Annotated in this window: 14 protein-coding genes and 1 pseudogene; 6 read left to right on the top strand and 9 right to left on the bottom strand. The window is 74.6% G+C overall.

What is annotated here, in order from left to right; genetic code table 11:
* Nucleotides 1-199: 199 nt before the first annotated feature.
* The 3 genes and pseudogenes from QK440_RS31600 to QK440_RS31610 all read right to left on the bottom strand — a co-directional run bounded on the left by QK440_RS31600 (nt 200) and on the right by QK440_RS31610 (nt 3,573).
* Nucleotides 200-2,110 carry a serine/threonine-protein kinase gene (locus tag QK440_RS31600; RefSeq protein WP_282796665.1) on the bottom strand — a complete coding sequence of 637 codons (1,911 nt, stop codon included), beginning with the start codon at nt 2,108-2,110 and terminating at the stop codon, nt 200-202.
* Nucleotides 2,111-2,470: 360 nt separating this feature from the next.
* Nucleotides 2,471-2,683: pseudogene (locus tag QK440_RS31605) on the bottom strand (transposase); the annotation flags it as partial.
* Between the two features lie 428 nt (nt 2,684-3,111).
* Nucleotides 3,112-3,573: a VOC family protein gene (locus QK440_RS31610; protein WP_282796666.1), complete on the bottom strand. Its 462-nt coding sequence runs from the start codon at nt 3,571-3,573 to the stop codon at nt 3,112-3,114.
* A 115-nt stretch (nt 3,574-3,688) separates the two neighbouring features.
* Between QK440_RS31610 and QK440_RS31615 the strand changes: the two genes are divergently transcribed.
* Nucleotides 3,689-4,690: a YafY family protein gene (locus QK440_RS31615; RefSeq protein ID WP_282796667.1), complete on the top strand. Its 1,002-nt coding sequence runs from the start codon at nt 3,689-3,691 to the stop codon at nt 4,688-4,690.
* A 46-nt stretch (nt 4,691-4,736) separates the two neighbouring features.
* On the opposite strand, the gene QK440_RS31620 is transcribed toward QK440_RS31615, so the two are convergent.
* From QK440_RS31620 to QK440_RS31635, 4 genes are all read right to left on the bottom strand, one after another.
* Nucleotides 4,737-5,441: a maleylpyruvate isomerase N-terminal domain-containing protein gene (locus QK440_RS31620; protein ID WP_282796668.1), complete on the bottom strand. Its 705-nt coding sequence runs from the start codon at nt 5,439-5,441 to the stop codon at nt 4,737-4,739.
* A gap of 75 nt (nt 5,442-5,516) precedes the next feature.
* Nucleotides 5,517-5,816 carry a DUF6506 family protein gene (locus QK440_RS31625; RefSeq protein WP_282796669.1) on the bottom strand — a complete coding sequence of 100 codons (300 nt, stop codon included), beginning with the start codon at nt 5,814-5,816 and terminating at the stop codon, nt 5,517-5,519.
* A 243-nt stretch (nt 5,817-6,059) separates the two neighbouring features.
* Nucleotides 6,060-6,815 (bottom strand): GNAT family N-acetyltransferase, encoded by a 756-nt coding sequence (locus QK440_RS31630; RefSeq protein ID WP_282796670.1) that lies wholly within the window; start codon nt 6,813-6,815, stop codon nt 6,060-6,062.
* A 426-nt stretch (nt 6,816-7,241) separates the two neighbouring features.
* Entirely contained in the window at nt 7,242-8,612 is a 1,371-nt protein-coding gene (locus QK440_RS31635; protein WP_282796671.1) for a M64 family metallopeptidase, read from the bottom strand.
* A 335-nt stretch (nt 8,613-8,947) separates the two neighbouring features.
* On the opposite strand from QK440_RS31635, the gene QK440_RS31640 reads away from it, so the two are divergent.
* The 3 genes from QK440_RS31640 to QK440_RS31650 all read left to right on the top strand — a co-directional run bounded on the left by QK440_RS31640 (nt 8,948) and on the right by QK440_RS31650 (nt 12,128).
* Nucleotides 8,948-9,322, top strand: coding sequence for a hypothetical protein (locus QK440_RS31640; protein ID WP_282796672.1), 375 nt, complete (start codon nt 8,948-8,950; stop codon nt 9,320-9,322).
* Between the two features lie 166 nt (nt 9,323-9,488).
* Nucleotides 9,489-10,697, top strand: a complete 1,209-nt coding sequence (locus QK440_RS31645) for an ABC transporter substrate-binding protein (RefSeq protein WP_282796673.1) — start codon at nt 9,489-9,491, stop codon at nt 10,695-10,697.
* 330 nt (nt 10,698-11,027) lie between these two features.
* Nucleotides 11,028-12,128: a hypothetical protein gene (locus tag QK440_RS31650; RefSeq protein ID WP_282796674.1), complete on the top strand. Its 1,101-nt coding sequence runs from the start codon at nt 11,028-11,030 to the stop codon at nt 12,126-12,128.
* A 37-nt stretch (nt 12,129-12,165) separates the two neighbouring features.
* Here the strand turns inward: QK440_RS31650 and QK440_RS31655 are convergent, their stop codons facing one another.
* Nucleotides 12,166-13,026, bottom strand: coding sequence for a helix-turn-helix transcriptional regulator (locus QK440_RS31655; protein WP_282796675.1), 861 nt, complete (start codon nt 13,024-13,026; stop codon nt 12,166-12,168).
* Between the two features lie 87 nt (nt 13,027-13,113).
* Between QK440_RS31655 and QK440_RS31660 the strand changes: the two genes are divergently transcribed.
* The gene (locus tag QK440_RS31660; RefSeq protein ID WP_282796676.1) at nt 13,114-13,905 is read left to right on the top strand and encodes a glucose 1-dehydrogenase; all 792 of its coding nucleotides are present in this window, start codon (nt 13,114-13,116) and stop codon (nt 13,903-13,905) included.
* A gap of 56 nt (nt 13,906-13,961) precedes the next feature.
* On the opposite strand, the gene QK440_RS31665 is transcribed toward QK440_RS31660, so the two are convergent.
* The gene (locus QK440_RS31665) at nt 13,962-14,759 is read right to left on the bottom strand and encodes a MerR family transcriptional regulator (RefSeq protein WP_282796677.1); all 798 of its coding nucleotides are present in this window, start codon (nt 14,757-14,759) and stop codon (nt 13,962-13,964) included.
* A 147-nt stretch (nt 14,760-14,906) separates the two neighbouring features.
* On the opposite strand from QK440_RS31665, the gene QK440_RS31670 reads away from it, so the two are divergent.
* Nucleotides 14,907-16,358 (top strand): DUF3533 domain-containing protein, encoded by a 1,452-nt coding sequence (locus tag QK440_RS31670; RefSeq protein ID WP_282796678.1) that lies wholly within the window; start codon nt 14,907-14,909, stop codon nt 16,356-16,358.
* Nucleotides 16,359-16,464: the final 106 nt, after the last annotated feature.

Below are 16,464 nucleotides of genomic sequence, written 5' to 3' on the forward strand. Positions count from 1 at the left end.
CATATCCCCCGTACGTGCCGCTGACTACCTGCACGCATTACCCACCGTCCCCGCCCGCGCTCCGGGTGCCCGGAGGACCGCTCGGCATCGCCGCACAGCGCTACGGCGCCTCGTGCGCCGCCACCGCCTGCCAGGCCGCCAGGTCCGTCCCTGCTGACTCCACGTCGCGCGTCCTGCCTTCTGGTCCTTGAGCGGGACGTCACCGCCGGGTGCGTACGAGGGTGACGGCGGGTTCGGTGTCGTCGGCGAACACCAGGCGCATCCTGTCCGTTCCCCTACGGACGTAGGTGTGGGCGGCTCCGGCCTCGCAGCCCTCGTCGGACCGGGACCGGTCCACGTCCATGGGTCCGAAGGCGAGGTGGCTCTCGTCCTGGGCCACGAGGACGTCCTCCATCTCGCAGCGCCTGCCGTCCTCGCCGTCGAAGCGCAGGCGGGCGACGGCTGCGCCGACGCTCCCACGGCGCACGGTGACGCGCAGCGCGCCGCCGGACGCGCCGCCCTTCCCCGTCGCCTTCCAGGTGCCCAGGAACGCGTCGTCGACGGGGCCGGTGTCGTCGGCACGGCGCAGCGTGCGGGGTTTGCCGCGTACCGTCCAGACGAGTTCGCCGTCGTCGCCCAGCCGCAGACTCTGATCGGCCGGCGGGGGACAGTCGTCGGCCGGGACGGACCTGGTGGCTGTTGCGTCCTCGAGCAGGACACGGGTGTCCCCTACGTCGCGCAGGCGGCTGGTGCCCTGGCAGAGCGTGTGCGTATGCACAAGGAGGTAGGTGACGGCCGGCTGCCCGCCGCGGTTCTCCCCCACCGTGAGCCGCACCAGTGCGGGGCCGCCCTTGATCACGCTTTTCCAGGAACCGAGGTACGCCCGCGGCAGCGGCGCGTCATCCGGGTCGTCCGAAGCGGCACCACCGGCGCCACCGTTGCCGCCGCCCCCGCCGTCACCCCCTGTACCCGGCAGCGGGCCCAAGAACCACAACCCGGCCGCGGAGGCAGCCGCCACGGCCAGCGCCGCGGCCGGCACCACCACGCGGCGGTGGAACCTCCCTGCTCCGCCCGGACGCGAGGAGGTGGGTGCACCCGCGGCGGTTGTCGCATCGGCCGCCGTCGGGCCGGCCGCGGGCGCGGAGGCAGGCCCCGCTGTATCGGGGGCGGATGCCTCGGACGCCGCCGGAGAACCTTCGTCGTGGCGCGGGGACCGGGAGCCGGACTCAGGCCCGGGCCCGTCCAGGTCCAACAACTGGCCGCTGAGCCGTGCCAGTTCAGCCGTCAGCTGCCGGGGGAGCCAGTCCTGCCCGGTGAAGGGGCCGCACACGTTCAGCACGTCGGCGACGGACGGCCGCTGCTCCGGAGACTTGGCGAGGCAGTCACGCACCACGTGAGCCAGCCACTCCGGAATCCCGGCGAGGTCCGGCTCCTCCTCCACCACGCGGTACAACAGCGCGTGCAGCCCGGCCTGCACGGAGCCGAACGGCGGACGGCCTGTCGCCGCGTAGGCCAGGACCGCGCCCAGGCAGAAGATGTCCGACGCGGGCGCCACCTCACCGCCGCGCACCTGTTCCGGCGCCATGAAGCCCGGCGACCCGATGACGGCTCCCGTACGCGTCACCGCCTCACCCGGGGCCGTGTCCCACGCCCGCGCGATACCGAAATCGACCACGCGCGGGCCGTCCACGGCGAGCAGCACATTCGACGGCTTGAGGTCACGGTGCACGACCCCAGCGCCGTGGATCGTGTCGAGGGCCTGTGCCAGGCCCGAACCCAGGCCGCGCAGTGTGTCCTCCGGCAAGGGACCGAACGACCGGCCGACCACGTGCTCCAAGGACAAACCCGGCACGTAGCCCGTGGCCACCCAGGGCACCGATCCCTCCATGTCGGCGTCCAGCACCGGAGCGGTCCACGGCCCTCCGACCTTGCGCGCGGCCCGCACCTCCCGCGCGAAGCGCGTGCGGAACTCTTCCTGCTGCGCCAGTTCGCCGCGTACCGTCTTCACCGCGACGGTACGCCCGCCGGCGGAGCGCGCCAGATAGACCCGCCCCATCCCGCCGGCGCCCAAACGCGCGAGCACGCGGTACGGACCGATCACACACGGGTCGTCAGGTCGCAGCTCCTCCACGCCCGGATGGTCGCACGATCACTCCAGCCCCGGTACCGGAACATGTCACTTCGTTCCCCTGTGTACGGCGGCGGTTCCCCTGCGTCCGGGTCAGCGGCGGTCGTGGACCGTGCGGGCTGGATCGCGGACCAGTCCCCCACCCGCATCCAGGACGCGAGCGGCTCCACAGTGCCGTCGACCCGCTCGGCGCCGACGGGCAGAACCTGCTCCACCTCGGCGGCCGCAAGTGCGGGGCTGAGCGCACCCCGCCCGCTCCACCTCCCGCGGCGCCGCACGCGTCCGTGCCCGCTGTGTGAGACATGCGCGGCAAATAGGCGGTCGTCTGCATGGTCGGTCCGGGACCACGCCTGGGGCCGCTCGGCCACGCAGGCCACGGATCGGCGGTATCGCGTCGAGCAGGGGCAACAGTTGGGTGACGTGGTGGCGATTGCCTCCGGTAAACGACACAGCGAGCGGGGTGCCGCGACTATCCACGATCACATGGTGTTTGGAGCCGGGGCGGGCGCGGTCGACGGGCGAAGGGCCGACATGCTCCCCGCCTTTGAGGGCCCGGACGTGCGAGCCGTCCACGGCGCAGTCGTCCAGGCCCAGCAGGTCCGCGCGGCGGAGTTCGGCCAGCGCCGCCCTGCCGGGCGAACTCACGCTGGTGCACGTACGAGGCGTATGCGGCGACCGTGGCCACGGCTGCGGCACCGGTCCGCCGTACCCACGTGTCCGGTTCGCTCATGTGCCGTGGGGTAGGCAGCCTCATCCCGCGGCCCTCTCGTGCCGGGCCGGGAGAACACCCTCTTCGGCTCGGTCCTCCTCAAAGGCGGGCTCCAGCTCCGCGCGGGCACGGGTAAGTCCCCGCGGTACAGACCGGTGGCCCCAGTGCACAATCAGTGCGCACTTGCGCAGGAACTCCCGGGGACTCCCAGGTAGAAGAGGGATGCCTGCACGACCCGAGAAGCCCTCGGCAGCCTCAAATATGCTGGTCAGAGGCGGGAAGGCAGCCGAGTCCTTCAGTCCAGGCAGAACTCGTTGCCCTCCGGGTCGGCCATGACGAGGTGGCCCGCGCTCAGTGGAGGGGTGGGCTCGAAGCGGTGTACTCGTGTCGCCCCCAGCGCGACGAGCCGCTCGCACTCCGCCTCCAGTGCCGCCATCCGCTCCTCCCCGCGCAGCCCGGGCGCCGCCCGGACATCGAGGTGCACGCGGTTCTTGGCGGTCCTGCCCTCGGGCACCCGCTGGAAGAACAGGCGCGGGCCGTGCCCCTCGGGGTCCTCGACGGCCGATCGCGCGGTGCGCTCCTCCTCCGGCACCCCGGCCCGCGCGAGGAAGTCGTCCCACGCGGCCAGGGGGTCGGCGCCCGCGGGCAGGTCGACGCCGGGCGGGCCGGGGTGGACGTAGCCCAGGGCCTCGCGCCAGAAGGTCGACAGGGCCCGGGGGTCGTGGGCGTCGAAGGTGACCTGGAACTGGCGGCTCATGGTGGTGCTCCGTTCGTCGGCGTCTCGTACGCGCGGTCGGTGTCGTGCTTCACTCTGGCACCGCAGGCGGACAGGATCGGTCCGCTATCGCCCGGGGCTCTGGCAAGGTGGCGGCATGACGGCGGCACAGGGTGACGGGCACGGGACGACGGAGCGGGTGCTCACGCTGCTGGGGCTGTTGCAGCAGCGCCACGTCTGGACCGGCCCCGAGCTCGCGGCCCGGCTCGGGGTCACGCCGCGCACGGTGCGGCGCGACGTGGAACGGCTGCGCACCCTCGGCTACCCGGTCCACGCCGGCCAGGGCGTCGGGGGCGGTTACCGGCTCGGGCCGGGCCGGGACCTGCCGCCGCTGCTCCTCGACGACGAGGAGGCGGTCGTCACCGCGGTCGCGCTGCTGGCCGGGGCGGGCGGCGCGGCCGCCGGGGCCACGGACGCGGCGCTGCGGACCCTGACCAAGCTCGACCGGGTGCTGCCCGCCCGGCTGCGGCACGAGGTGCGGACGCTCTCCGGATCGGTGGAGTTCTTCGGCACGGCCCGCGCGCCGGTCGACCCCGACGTGCTCCTGACGCTGTCCGGCGCCTGCCGTGACCAGGTCGAGGCCACCTTCCGCTACCGGTCCGGGGACGAGGCGCGGGAGCGGCGGGTCGAGCCGTACCGCCTGGTCGCCTCCGACCGGCGCTGGTACCTCCTCGCCTACGACCTCGACCGCGACGGCTGGCGCAGCTTCCGCCTCGACCGGATGACGGACGTGGCCGCGCGGACCTGGCGCTTCTCCCCGCGCGCCGCGCCCGACGCGGCGGCGTACGTACAGGAGGGCGTGGCGAGCCGCGCCTATCCGCACCAGGCGCGCTTCCTCGTGCACGCGCCGGCCGACACGGTGCGCGCGCAGGTCCCGGCGTCGGCCGCCGTCGTACGGGGGCGGGGGGACGGGCGCTGCGAGGTGCTCAGCGGTGCCGGGAGCCTCGACCGCATCCTGCTGCACGTGCTCCTGCTCGGGCACGCCTTCGAGGTGCTCGACCCGCCCGAACTCGTGGACCGCTGCCGCGTGCTGGCCGAGCACTTGCTGGCGGCGGCCGCGGCGTCCGCTCCGGAGCCGCCGGACGGGGGCGGGGCCTGAGTCGTGCCGCGGGCTCGTGCGCGGGGTGCCCGGGGCCCGGCGGTCCTCAGCCGAACAGCGGGAAGCGGGCCGCCGCCGGGCCCAGCGCGGCGCGCTCCGCGGGGGTCAGCTCGGCCCGGCCTGTGCCCACGCGCGCGTAGTGCTCGTCCGTCCAGTGCGGCGGGGCGGCCCGGCCGAGCAGGCCGTCGAGCGTGGCGCGCACCGCGGCCAGGCCCTCGGGCGCCGGCCCCGGCAGGCGCGGGAGCCCCGCCGTCAGGTCCAGGTGGTGGACGGTCGCCTCCACGGCGAGGGTGGTCAGCAGGTCCCCGGCGGTCAGTACGTGCCCCTGCGTACGGACGTGCCCGGCGGGGTCCGCCGCGGCCGCCGCGTGCGCGACCGCCGCCAGTGTCGCGCGGTACCGGTCGCGCAGCGCGGCGAAGTCCGCGAGCACGCTGGCGTTGACGCGCGTCCGGAGCCGGTCGTCGGCCGCCGCCGCGGTGTCCGGCCGCCACCTCCGCCAGTAGGTCACGGCGTCCCGGTCCGCCGGCTCCCGCGTCGGCGTGTGCAGGGCCACCAGGGCGCGCTGGGCGTCCTCCAGGCAGTGCACGACGAGGTCGCGGACCGCCCAGCCGGTGCAGCCGGTCGGCGCCCACGACTCCGCGTCCGTCAGGCCGGCGACGGCGTCCGACGCCGCCGCGTACGCCGCGCGCAGCGCCGGTACGGGGCCGGCGCCCGCTCCTGTACTCGTGCGGATGGCTGGCTCCGGGCTCATGCGGACGGCTCCCCAGCGGTCGAGTGGTGCGACGTGACGTACGTACGTACGAGGCGGGTGGGGTGGGTGGTGCGGTCAGGAGAAGATGGCGTGCACCTGGTCGACCGCTTCGGGGCCGTAGCCGACCGTGCCCACGGGGACCGCGCCGTCGATCGCCTCGATGACGCGCCCGGCCCAGACCGGCCCGAACCCCCCGCACAGCTCGATCAGTTGCACGCCCTCGCCCACCAGGCGGCGCGCGGCCTCGATGCCCTCCTCGGGCTTCTCCACCCCGACCAGGACGGTGCGGCACGCGCCTGTGTCCACGACGTCGACCTGACCGCCCGCGGGGCTCCCGGCCGCCGTGTAGATGAAACCCCAGTGCGTGAGCGCCATGCCGGTGAACCCCCTGTGTCGCGGTGCCGCCCGGCATCCGCCGGATCCGTTCAACCTAAACAGAAAAAAGGCCGCGCCAGAACGCCGGCCGAAGGGGAACGGCGCGTGATCCGCGCCTCATCGGGCCCGGCGCGGGGTCCCGTTCGCGGCCCCGTGGACCGCGCCTGCGTCCGGCGGTCGACGGTCGGTGGTCGGTGGCGGCTTCCCGGGCACCGGAGTGGCCGGGAGGCCGCCGCCCGGGGGTCACCGCAGCGAGATGTGCAGGACCTCCGCGACCCGCCGGTACCCGGCGCGCAGGTAGATCCGCTCCGTGTCGTCGTTCTCCGGCGTGAGGAACGGCGTGGTGATCCCGGCGTACGGGCAGGCGCGCGTCAGCGCGGCCGTGAGCGCCGACGCGATGCCGCGCCGCCGGTACGCCACGCGCACGCCGATGGCGGCGAGTTCGCTCGTGCCCTGGTGCGGCGGCCCGAGCTGGCCGCCGCCCACGCCCTGGCCGGTCTCCGTGTCGAGGGCGAGGGCGACGAGGCCGCCGCGGTCCAGCACGCCCCGCAGCCGCGCGACGTCGTGCGCGGTGACCGCGGGCTGCTCGTACGCCTCGCCCTGTGCCTCGGCGACCTGCCGGAGCTGTGTGTCGGTCCTGGCGAGCACGACCTCGACCGGCCCGGTGGGCGGCGGGGGCGGAGCCTCCCCGGGGACACAGGTCAGGACCGGGAGTCGCCGTTCGGCGGTGAACCCGGCGGCGGTGAGCGCGTCCTCGACGCGGGGAGCGGCGGCGGGGAGGTACTCGAGGCGCGGTGTCCGCGACCGGGCGGTGAACGTCCTGACGAGCTGTCGGACGTGGTCGCCGGTCGGTTCCGCCCCGTCGTCGGGGACGGCGTAGTTGAAGAAGGGCCCGGCGTCGTGCGGGTCGAGGCGGACCGTGAACGGGCCGGCGCGCAGGGCCCGGTCACCGGCGGCGTGGCGCAGATAGGCGTGGGTGTGCGAGGCGAAGGAGAACACGAGACGTCCTTTTCCGACTGGTCTGAAGACGAGGTCCGTGGCACGGACGGGCCGCTCCAGCAGCCGTCACCGGCGCAAGGGTCCGGTGGGATGGCGCAGCGGCCCGTCAGCGGGTCGCAGGCACAGGCATCGTCCTTCCGTGTTCGCTCTCGGTGCACCCGACGGTAGGCGCTTCCCGGAAAGCCGGGCAAACGGTTTTCGCGTGCGCCCGCCGGGTGTGGCAGCCGTACGCGTCGAAGCCGTCGGGCGGTTCGCCGCACGAAGCGCGCCCCCGCCCCGGGCCTCGCGGGCCGGGGCGGGGGCGCGGTGTCCCCACGAGCGGTGTCAGCGCGGACGGCGGGTCAGCGCGGACGGTGCGTCAGTGCGGACGGCGGGTCAGTGCGGACGGTGCGTCAGCGCGGACGGTGCGTCAGCGCGGACGGTGCGTCAGCGGGCGACCCGCCAGGTGAACTTCTTCGTCAGGAGCTTGCGCAGGGCCGGGTCGAGGACCGCCTTGGTGGTGTCCGTGCCGCGCACCGAGACCTTGTGGGCGCGGCCGTCGGCCGGCACGCCGAGGGCGCGCGGCGTCATGCTCGCCTTGTCCTTGCCCTTGTCGGTGGCCCGGCCGTCGACGTACCAGCGCAGTTGGACGCCCTTGCCCGCCTGGACGGTGATGGTCTGCGTGCGGCGCACCTCCACGCTCGTGCGGGTGGTGGCGCTGATCACCGACGCGTGCCGGTGGAAGCCCGCGATCATCGCCTCGCGGCCGGGCAGGTTGAACTCGGTGCCGAGCGTCCGCATGATCGAGTTCTCGGTGGGGCGGTAGATGCCGCGCGCGAAGTAGCCGCCGCCGCGGTACGCGCCGACCTTGCCGCCGTCCGGGGACGTCCGGCCGATCCAGCGGTACCACTTCTTCTTCTGCGCGGTGAGCTGGGCGGCCTTGAGCTTGCTGATGTTCGACTCCCACGGCTCGGCGCCGTCGTACCGGCTGGACTCGTCGTCCCAGTACTCGTCGGCCAGCTTGCCCAGCGAGTGGCCGGTCTCGTGGACGAGGATCTGCGAGGACTCGTAGCTGTCCGAGGAGGCGGTGGCGATGCCGTCGTATCCGGAGGGCGAGGTGATGTCGTTGTAGCCCGCGCCGCCGTACATGGTGGAGTTGGCGAGGACGATCACCAGGTCGGCGTCCGGGGCCTTGCTCGCGTACGCCTCGACCTTCTCGGGGTTGACGCACAGCAGGCGCTCGATGCCGTCGCAGTAGAACGACGAGCCGAGCGCCGTCCTCTTGCTCACGTCCGGCGTGGGGTCACCGCCGACACCCGACTGCGGGGAGTGGGCCTCCACGGCCCAGACGTTGAACTGCTTCTTGTACGTGGCGTACGGCTCGACCTTGGAGACGTCCTTCCACTTGGCGCGCACGTCGGCCTGGAAGTCCTTCTGCTGGGACTTGGTGTAGCCGTCGCCGATGAAGACGACGTCGGCCTTGGAGCCGGACGTGCCGTTCTTGACGAGCTGCACGACCTTGCCGTCGCCCGCGATCGCCGTCCGCTGCTTGTGGTTCAGCGGCGCGGGGACGGGGACCGTGGTGTGCCGGGGGTGGCTGTCGGGGCCGGGGAAGTACTCGACGTGCTGCCGGCGTTCCGCGGACCCCGTGGCCGAGGAGGACGACGCGGACGACGCGGACGATCCGGCGTCGGGGCCGGCGGCGGTGGCGCCGGCGGTCGCGGCGAGCGACGCCGCGACGACGACACCCGCGGCGACGGCTATCTGAAGTCGGGTGCGTCTGCCCCGTATGGATATGCCGGACTTGTCACTCCGCATGGAGGTCCTCTCGAACAACCGCCGCACAAGCGGCGTGTTAAACCGAATAAATGAGCGGCTCAACGTAGAGGTTCGAACGGTGACGAGGCAATTCGGCGCGCGTACGCCACCACGGAGGCGGCCGAAGTCACCTCGGAGCGCGCCGATTTGCTCGGACCTTCACCCGCGGGACCCGGCCCGTTCAGGCGCGCGCCGCCACCGCGTGTCGGATCAATCGCTTAGCTGATCTTTCACCCTCCCGGGCCCCACTCCGGCGCACGCTCCGCTCGTTACTCCCGTGAGGCCGCCCGCCGGGCGGCCGACGTATCGATCGACGCAGCGGAGGAGTACACAACATGCATGTCATGCGACGCGTGGCGGTGGTGGTTTCGGTCGTCGGGCTGCTGGTGACAGCGCCCATGGGCCTGGCCGCCGCCCACAGTGGCGACGCGGACGCGGGGGCCGGCGGTCTGCTGTCCAACGTGTCGGGACGCAACTCCTCGGGCCACGCCAACCTGTGCGGCACCGGCAAGGTGTCCCTCCTGAAGGACCGCACCTGCCTGACCCACTCCGAGCGCGCGGGCGCCTCGTCGGGCGACCACGTCGGGCCGAGCGGAGGCGTCCTGTCGAACCTGCTGTTCGCCCGCAACGCGTCGGGACACAGCAACAACTGCGGCAACGAGACGGTGTCCGTGCTGACCCGCACCACCTGCGTGACCGTCGACGAGTAAGGGCGGCTACGGGCGGCACGCGCGGGCGGTGACCGGGGCCGCTCCCCCGGCGCCCGCGCGGCCGCCCGGACGTACGGCAGCGGTGTCCTGTGTCCCGGTTGCCCGCGGGCACAGGACACCGGCCCGTCCCCCACGCTCTTCCCCGTGAGCCAGGAAAGGCGAACGCATGCCGACGGACACGTCGTCGACCCAGCTCCGCGTCGGAGTGGTGACCCCGCTCACCGGCCGCCTGGCGCCGCTCGGAGCACCCCTCTCGTACGTCCTGCGGGCACTGGCCCCGCGCCTCGGGCGCGTCCGCAACGGCGCCCGCTCCTACGCCGTGCGCGTCGCGGTGCGCGACAGCCGGTCCGACCCGCAAGCGGCCCGGCGCGCCGTGCGGGACCTGGCCGAGGGCGAGCGGGCACACCTCGTCCTGACGATGGCCGGCACCCAGGTGCTCCCCGCCGTCACCGCCGCCTGCGAGGAGCTGGGCGTCCCCTGCGTGTCGACCACCTTCCCGTGGCAGGCGTATCTGCACACCCGCGGCGCCTCGGCGCGGGACCGGTTCCGCTGGACGTACCACTTCGCGTGGGGCCTGGACGACATCGCGGCCGTCTTCGCCGACCTGTGGGAGCAGCTCGGCGGCCCGCGCACCGTCGGCTGCCTGTGGAACGACGGACTCCAGGGACAGCTCCTGCGCGACGAGCGGCACGGGTTCGTCCCGGTGGCCTCGGAGCGCGGGCACACCCTCGTGGACCCCGGCGGCTACCGGGAGGGGACGGACCCCTTCGACACCCACGTCGCCGCCCTGCGCGCCCGCGGGGCGGAGCTCGTCACCAGCGCCGCCACCGCCACCGACCTGGCCCGCTTCCACCGCCGGGCCCGGGAGGGCGGGCCGCCGCCGCGGCTGATCACCTGCTCCCGCTGGCTGACCTACCCCCACACGCACACCACGCGCGCCGAGGACGTGCACGCGGAGCTCGGCGACGCCCGCGTGGCCACGCTCGTCTACTGGTCCCCGGACCACCCCTACCGCTCCGGCCTGGACGGCACCACCTGCGCCGAGCTGGCGCGCGGCTACCAGCAGGCCACCGGCTCGCCGTGGCTCCAGCCGCTCGGCCTGGCCCACGCCCTGGTGGAGGTCGCGCACCACGCGCTGACCACCGCCGCCGACCCCACCGACCGCGCGGCCCTCGCCCAGGCGCTCGCCGGTGCCCGCGTCGCCACCGTCGCGGGGACCCTGGACTGGACGGCGGGCCCCTCCCCGGTGATCGCCCGGCTGCCCCTCGTCGGCGGGCAGTGGCACCCCGGCCCCCGGGGGCCCCGCCTCGCCGTCGTCACCAACACCGGCTCGCCCGCGGTTCCCCTCACCGGCAGCCTCGTACCGGCCTGGTAGGCGCTGGGTCCGGCCCGTCGGCACAGTACGGCGAGGGGCGCGGGCCTCGGCGTGGCCGCTCCTCCATCCGTATGGGTCACCACCTCGTGCGCTCCTCGTTCCGCTGAACTCATGCTGATGGCGTGATAACCCCTCATTTCGCTGTCGACGGGGGTGAACGCCCATGAGTGACAGAGACCGAAGGTGCGGCACGACCGGCCGTCAGCAGACCAGGCCGGCCCGCGGCCCTTCGCCCGACCGCTCTTCTGGGGCCCGCGAAGGCTCGGCCGTTCAGCCGCGCGAGAAGGAGCGCCGCCACCGGGGCGAGCGCCTGACGCTGGGGAGACGAGCATGACGACGGAGTCCTACAGCGACCCGGCAGGACCGGGCACGCCGTCCACGGGCGATGCCGACGACACCCAGGTCCACTGGGGCACGGCGTCCTTGTGGGCGGCGGAACGGCCCGCACGCCCCGGGGACCCGGAGGCGAGAAGCCGCGACGCGTGCGAGCCGCGCTCGGAGATAGCCGACGAGCTGATCCACACGACCATCGCGTCCAGGTCGCTGGAGGACATCATCCAGCTCCTCACCCTCCTGCGGCGGTCACCGGACAGCTCCCCCACCGCCGCCGCGGCCCTGCGGGCCGTGGTCATGGTCCGCTCCGTGGACGACGTGGCACGGCTCGTGGAGGTCCTCGGGCAGTCGCAGGACGCCTCGGGCCAGCTCGACGAGGCGGTCCGGACGGCCGCCGAGAAGCGCCCCGTCGCGGAGGTCGGCCGCCTCCTGGAGCTGCTCCACGAGCCGCCGCACGACCCCGGCGTCGGCACCGAGGCCGTCCGGGCCGCTGCGTCCAGGCCGGTCGACGACGTCGCGGACCTGATCAACCGGCTGGCCGTCCCGCAGGGCGCCCCGTCCGCCGGGGCCGAGACTCCTGAGGCGCCCGGGGGTGACACGGGTGAGGGGCGCGGCGACGACGCCCCGTCGACGCCGGTGACGCCACCGCCGCGGGCGGCCGAGGAGAAGCTGTTCCCGCACGCCCGAGGGCGGAGCCCGTGGCCCGCCGTGCTGCGGCGCCTCACGGGCGCGGCCCTCGTCCTGTGCGGCGTCGCCCAGGCGCCGGTCCTTTCGGACGGCTTCTCGCGCGCGTGGGGCGTGGCCCTGGCGATGGCCGTGCTGTGCGTGGTGGCCGGCGCGGCGCTCCTGGTGACCGGCGCCCGGGTGGCGCTCCTCACCGGGGTGCAGCTCTCCCTGGCCCTGCTCGCCGCCCACCTGGTACGCGGCGTCGTCAGTTCGACGGCGCTCGAGCGGGTCCTGGACGCCGCCTGGCCGGGCGGAGCGCTGGCGGACGCGCCCGCCCTCCTCGCGGCCGTCACGAGCGTGCTGGCCGCGGTGGCGCTGGTCCTGACCCTCACCGGACGCAGGGCCGAGCCCTCGCTGAACCCGGTGCGCTGAGGCACCATCCCGCGAAGGTGGCCGGCTGGACCCGCGTTCAGCCGGCCACTTCCATGCGCTGGGTCCCGATGACCGACAGCAGGCGCAGGGCCTCCGCCGACGGCGAGCCCGGTGCGGCGGCGTAGATGACGACGAGCTGGTCCCGGTCGGGGACGCTCAGCACGTCGCTGGTGACCGCAACCGGGCCGACGAGGGGGTGCGCGAACGTCCGGCAGGGCGTCGGCCGCCCGGCCACGTCGTGCGCCGCCCAGAGCCGGGCGAACTCCTCGCTGCCGGAGAGCAGTTCCCGGACCAGGCCGGTGACCTCCGGGTCGCCGGGGTAGCGGGCGGCGGTGGCGCGCAGGTGCCGGACCGCGGAGCGGGCGAACCCGTCCGCGTCCGAGTCGCCGTACAGCCGCCGGCCGTCGCGGTGGGGGCCGAGAAAGGCGCGCCGGACGAGGTTCCGGTCCCGGCGCGGCAGGGCGGAGAAGTCCTCCATCAGGGCGGCGGCCGTGTCGTTCCAGGCGAGTACCTCGTACGTCGCCGACATGACGAACGCGGCGGCCCCCGGCAGCGTCCGGATCAGGTCGAGGATGCTCTGCCGCACCTCCCGCGAGGGTCCGGGCGGCGGCCCGGGCGGGGTCCCGGCGAGGTGGTGCAGGTGGTCGCGCTCGGCGTCGGACAGGCGCAGCGCCCGGGCGAGCTGCGCGAGGACCTCGCGCGAGGGGCGGGTGGCGCGGGCCTGTTCGAGCCGCGTGTAGTACTCGGCGGAGATGAACGCCAACTGCGCCACCTCCTCGCGGCGCAGCCCGGGGGTGCGGCGCCGGGGGCCCGCGGGCAGCCCCACGTCGGCGGGGGTGACGCGTTCGCGCCTGCTGCGCAGGAAGGCCCCGAGCTCCTGTCGTACTCCGTGATCCACCCGCCCAGTGTGCACGGGCGCCGGGGCGCCCAGCCAGGTACTGCCGGGGCCTGGATGCGCCCGGCGGCGGGGCCCAGGCTCGTCGGCATGAACAACGAACCGATCATGTCCATCCCGTCGTCGGGCCTGCTCACCGGCAAGGTCGCCTTCGTCACGGGCGCCGGCCGGGGCATCGGCGCGGCGGCCGCGCGGCTGTTCGCCCGGGAGGGGGCCCGGGTGCTCCTCGCGGCCCGCACCGAGGACCAGCTCAAGAAGGTGGCGGAGGAGATCCGGGCGGACGGCGGCACCGCGGACCACGCGGTGTGCGACCTGGCCGACCGGGCGAGTGTCAGGGCCGCCGTCGACCGGTGCGTGGAACGGTACGGGCGCCTGGACGTGGCCTTCAACAACGGGGCGACGGGCCAGCCGCCCGGCCCGCTGGAGCAGCTCCCGGAGGCCGACTTCGACCACGTCAGCGCCGTCAACTTCAAGGGCCCGTGGCTGGCGATGTCCGCCGAGGTCGCCGCCATCCGCGCGACGGCCGGGCGCGGGGCCATCGTGAACACCTCCAGCGTCGGCAGCCTCATGGCCAACCCGGAGCTGCCCGTGTACGGCGCGGCGAAGCGGGCGGTGAACAGCCTCACCGCCTCGGCGGCCGTCACCTACGGTCCCGAGGGCATCCGCGTCAACGCCGTCGCGCCGGGCACCACGCTCACCGAGATGCTGCTGGAGTGGGACGCGAAGTCGCCCGGCACCGTCGACCGGCTCAACGCGCAGACGCCGCTGCGGCGCGCCGCCGACCCGGAGGAGGTCGCCCAGGCCGCGGCCTGGCTCCTCAGCGACCGCGCCTCGTACGTCACGGGCACGGTGCTGCGGGTCGACGGCGGGATGTGGGCCTAGGGCCTGTCCGGCCGTTCCCGTCCACCGCGCGGCACCCCGGGGCCCGGGCGCCGCGCTCAGCCGGCGTCCGAGCCCTTCTCCGACGGCCCGCGCCGGGCTGCCTCCAGGCGCTCCTCCAGCGACTCGCGCCAGGCCTCGTCCGCCTCGCCCACCCCGCCTGACTCGTCCGCCTCGTCCGCCTCGTCCGCCTCGTCCGCCTCGTCCAAGGATCCCTCCGGCGACCTGCGCCGGACCCGGTCCTCCTGGGCGAGGCGCCGCAGCAGTTCGAGCAAGGGGCCGGAGAGGGCGAGGACGACGACGGCCTGTTCGGCCAGGGCGGGTGAGTCGTCGAAGGCGGCGGCGCGTTCGAGGTCCAGGCGGGCCACGGCCGTGGCCAGCTCCGCGTAGGCGGCCAGCCGGTCCAGGCGGTAGTCGGCGTCGAGGCGGCGCAGCTCGCGCAGGGCCGTCGTCAGGCCGTGGACGTGCGGCGAGGTGCTGGGCACCCGCCAGTCCATGGCCGCGATCAGCTCGGCCACGTCGGCCGCCGCGGCGGCCTCGGCCTCCGCCTCACGCTCCTCGTCGCCCGCCGGCGCCTGCGCGACGGGCACCGGCAGGGCGTAGCTGATCGCCTTCAGCGTGCTGTCGGCGCTGTCGGCCCGGTCGACCGCCGCGAGCACGTCGCGGGTGGCGGCGATGGACAGCCCGCCGAGCGTGGTCAGGGCCTTGATCAGCCGCAGCCGCTGGACGTGCTCGTCCCCGTACTCGGCCAGCGTCGCGGCGGTCGCCCGGCCCGCGGGCAACAGGCCCTGGCGGCGGAAGTACTTGATGCTGGCGACCGGTACGCCGGTCGTGCGGCTGAGCTCCGAGATCTTCATGCGGCTTCCTCGACGACGGGGGACACGGCCCGGCACGCCCCGGCTGCCCCACTACGGCAATTGGACACCACCAACTCGATACTGTCACTATCCAGTGCTGGATAGTGACAGTATCCAGTTACGTAGCGTCATCGCACTGGAGCGTTCATGCCATCCCCTCAGCCCTCCTCCGTGCTCCGCAGCCCCCGGCTGTGGATCGGTACGGGCATCATCGTCGCGGTGGTCTCCACCCTGTTCGCCCTGCTCTACGTGGGCGGCAACGTGAACCCCAAGGGAAACCTGCGCGATCTCCCCGTCGCGCTCGTCAACAACGACCGCGGCACCGGCACGGGTGAGCAGCGCGTCAACGTCGGCGACAAGGTCGTCTCCGGCATCAAGAAGGCCGCCGCGCGCGACGACAGCATCGACTGGCAGGTCCTCAGCCAGGAGGAGGCCGACAAGCGGCTCGGCCAGGGCAAGCTCTACGGCGCGCTGGTCGTGCCGCGGGACTTCAGCGCCCGGGTCGGCGGACTCACCGCGCCGCGACCGCAGGACCCCGCCGCGGCGAAGGAGACCCCCGCCGCGCCCGTCCTGAAGGTGCTGACCAACCAGGCGGCGGGCAGCTTCGGCTCGTCCATGGCCAGTCAGGCCACGCAGAGGGCGGCCCACGCGGCCTCGGCCGAGCTGGGCAAGGAGCTGCTCGGCCGCGTACAGGCGCAGCAGGGCGGCAAGGGGCCGCAGGGCGAGGAGGCCGCTCAGGGGCGGTCGGCACGGCAGGACGGCAAGGCCGCCCAGGACGGGAAGGCCGCCGAAGGCGGGCGGGCCTCCAAGGCCGACGCGGGCCGCCAGGCGCCGCTGCCCGCCGCCGCCCAGCTCATGCTGACCGACCCCGTGACCGTGCAGGTCGCCGACGGCCACCCGCTCGACACGCACAGCGCCATGGGCCTGAGCGCCTTCTACTACGCGCTGGTCCTGCTGGTCTCCGGCATGCTCGCCGCCAACGTCATCACCTCTCAGGTGGACACCGCGCTCGGCTACCTGCACACCGACTTCGGCCCCTTCCGGCAGCGCATGCCCGTGCGCCACACCAGCCGCACGCGCACCCTCGCGGTCAGCACCGTCCTCATGCTGGCCCTCGCCGTGGTCATGGGCTCACTCGTGGAGCTCGCGACGGTCGGCCTCCTCGGCATGGACGCATCCCACCTGGGGCTGCTCTGGCTCTACTCCGTGGGCACCATCGCCGTCGTCGGGGTGAGCGCCCTGGCGCTGCTCGCCGTCTTCGGCACGCCGGGCATGCTCGTGTCGACCATCGTCTTCGTCGCCATGGCCGTGCCGTCCTCCGGCGCCACCGTGCCGCTGGAGGCGCTGCCCGGGTTCTTCCGGGCGCTCGCCGAGTTCGAGCCGCTGCGCCAGCTCACCGGTGGGCTGCGCTCGATCCTGTACTTCGACGCCCAGGCCGACGCCGGTCTGTCCCGGGCCTGGACCGCCATGGGCGTCGCCCTGGCCGTCTCCGTGCTCTTCGGCTTCGGCATGACGCGCCTCTACGACCGCAAGGGCCTGCACCGCGTCCCGCGCCCGGCGGAGTCCGCCGAGTCCGTGCCGGAGCCCGCGGCGGTCTGACGCACCACGCGCCGTGGGGGGGGGGGGGGGGGGGCGCCCCGCCGGGGGGCCGGCCCCCCGGGGTGGGGGGGCGGGGGGGGGGGGGGGGCGGGCGGGGCGGCGGGGG

Source organism: Streptomyces sp. CC224B, from assembly GCF_030010595.1.
Lineage (GTDB): Bacteria > Actinomycetota > Actinomycetes > Streptomycetales > Streptomycetaceae > Streptomyces > Streptomyces longispororuber.

Excerpts from the sequence above, each read along its gene's own strand:
- QK440_RS31645 (WP_282796673.1), top strand. The coding sequence starts at position 9,489 with ATGCCGACGGACACGTCGTCGACCCAGCTCCGCGTCGGAGTGGTGACC.
- QK440_RS31625 (WP_282796669.1), bottom strand. The coding sequence starts at position 5,816 with ATGGCGCTCACGCACTGGGGTTTCATCTACACGGCGGCCGGGAGCCCC.
- QK440_RS31650 (WP_282796674.1), top strand. The coding sequence starts at position 11,028 with ATGACGACGGAGTCCTACAGCGACCCGGCAGGACCGGGCACGCCGTCC.
- QK440_RS31670 (WP_282796678.1), top strand. The coding sequence starts at position 14,907 with ATGCCATCCCCTCAGCCCTCCTCCGTGCTCCGCAGCCCCCGGCTGTGG.
- QK440_RS31660 (WP_282796676.1), top strand. The coding sequence starts at position 13,114 with ATGAACAACGAACCGATCATGTCCATCCCGTCGTCGGGCCTGCTCACC.
- QK440_RS31620 (WP_282796668.1), bottom strand. The coding sequence starts at position 5,441 with ATGAGCCCGGAGCCAGCCATCCGCACGAGTACAGGAGCGGGCGCCGGC.
- QK440_RS31640 (WP_282796672.1), top strand. The coding sequence starts at position 8,948 with ATGCATGTCATGCGACGCGTGGCGGTGGTGGTTTCGGTCGTCGGGCTG.
- QK440_RS31610 (WP_282796666.1), bottom strand. The coding sequence starts at position 3,573 with ATGAGCCGCCAGTTCCAGGTCACCTTCGACGCCCACGACCCCCGGGCC.
- QK440_RS31665 (WP_282796677.1), bottom strand. The coding sequence starts at position 14,759 with ATGAAGATCTCGGAGCTCAGCCGCACGACCGGCGTACCGGTCGCCAGC.
- QK440_RS31635 (WP_282796671.1), bottom strand. The coding sequence starts at position 8,612 with ATGCGGAGTGACAAGTCCGGCATATCCATACGGGGCAGACGCACCCGA.
- QK440_RS31615 (WP_282796667.1), top strand. The coding sequence starts at position 3,689 with ATGACGGCGGCACAGGGTGACGGGCACGGGACGACGGAGCGGGTGCTC.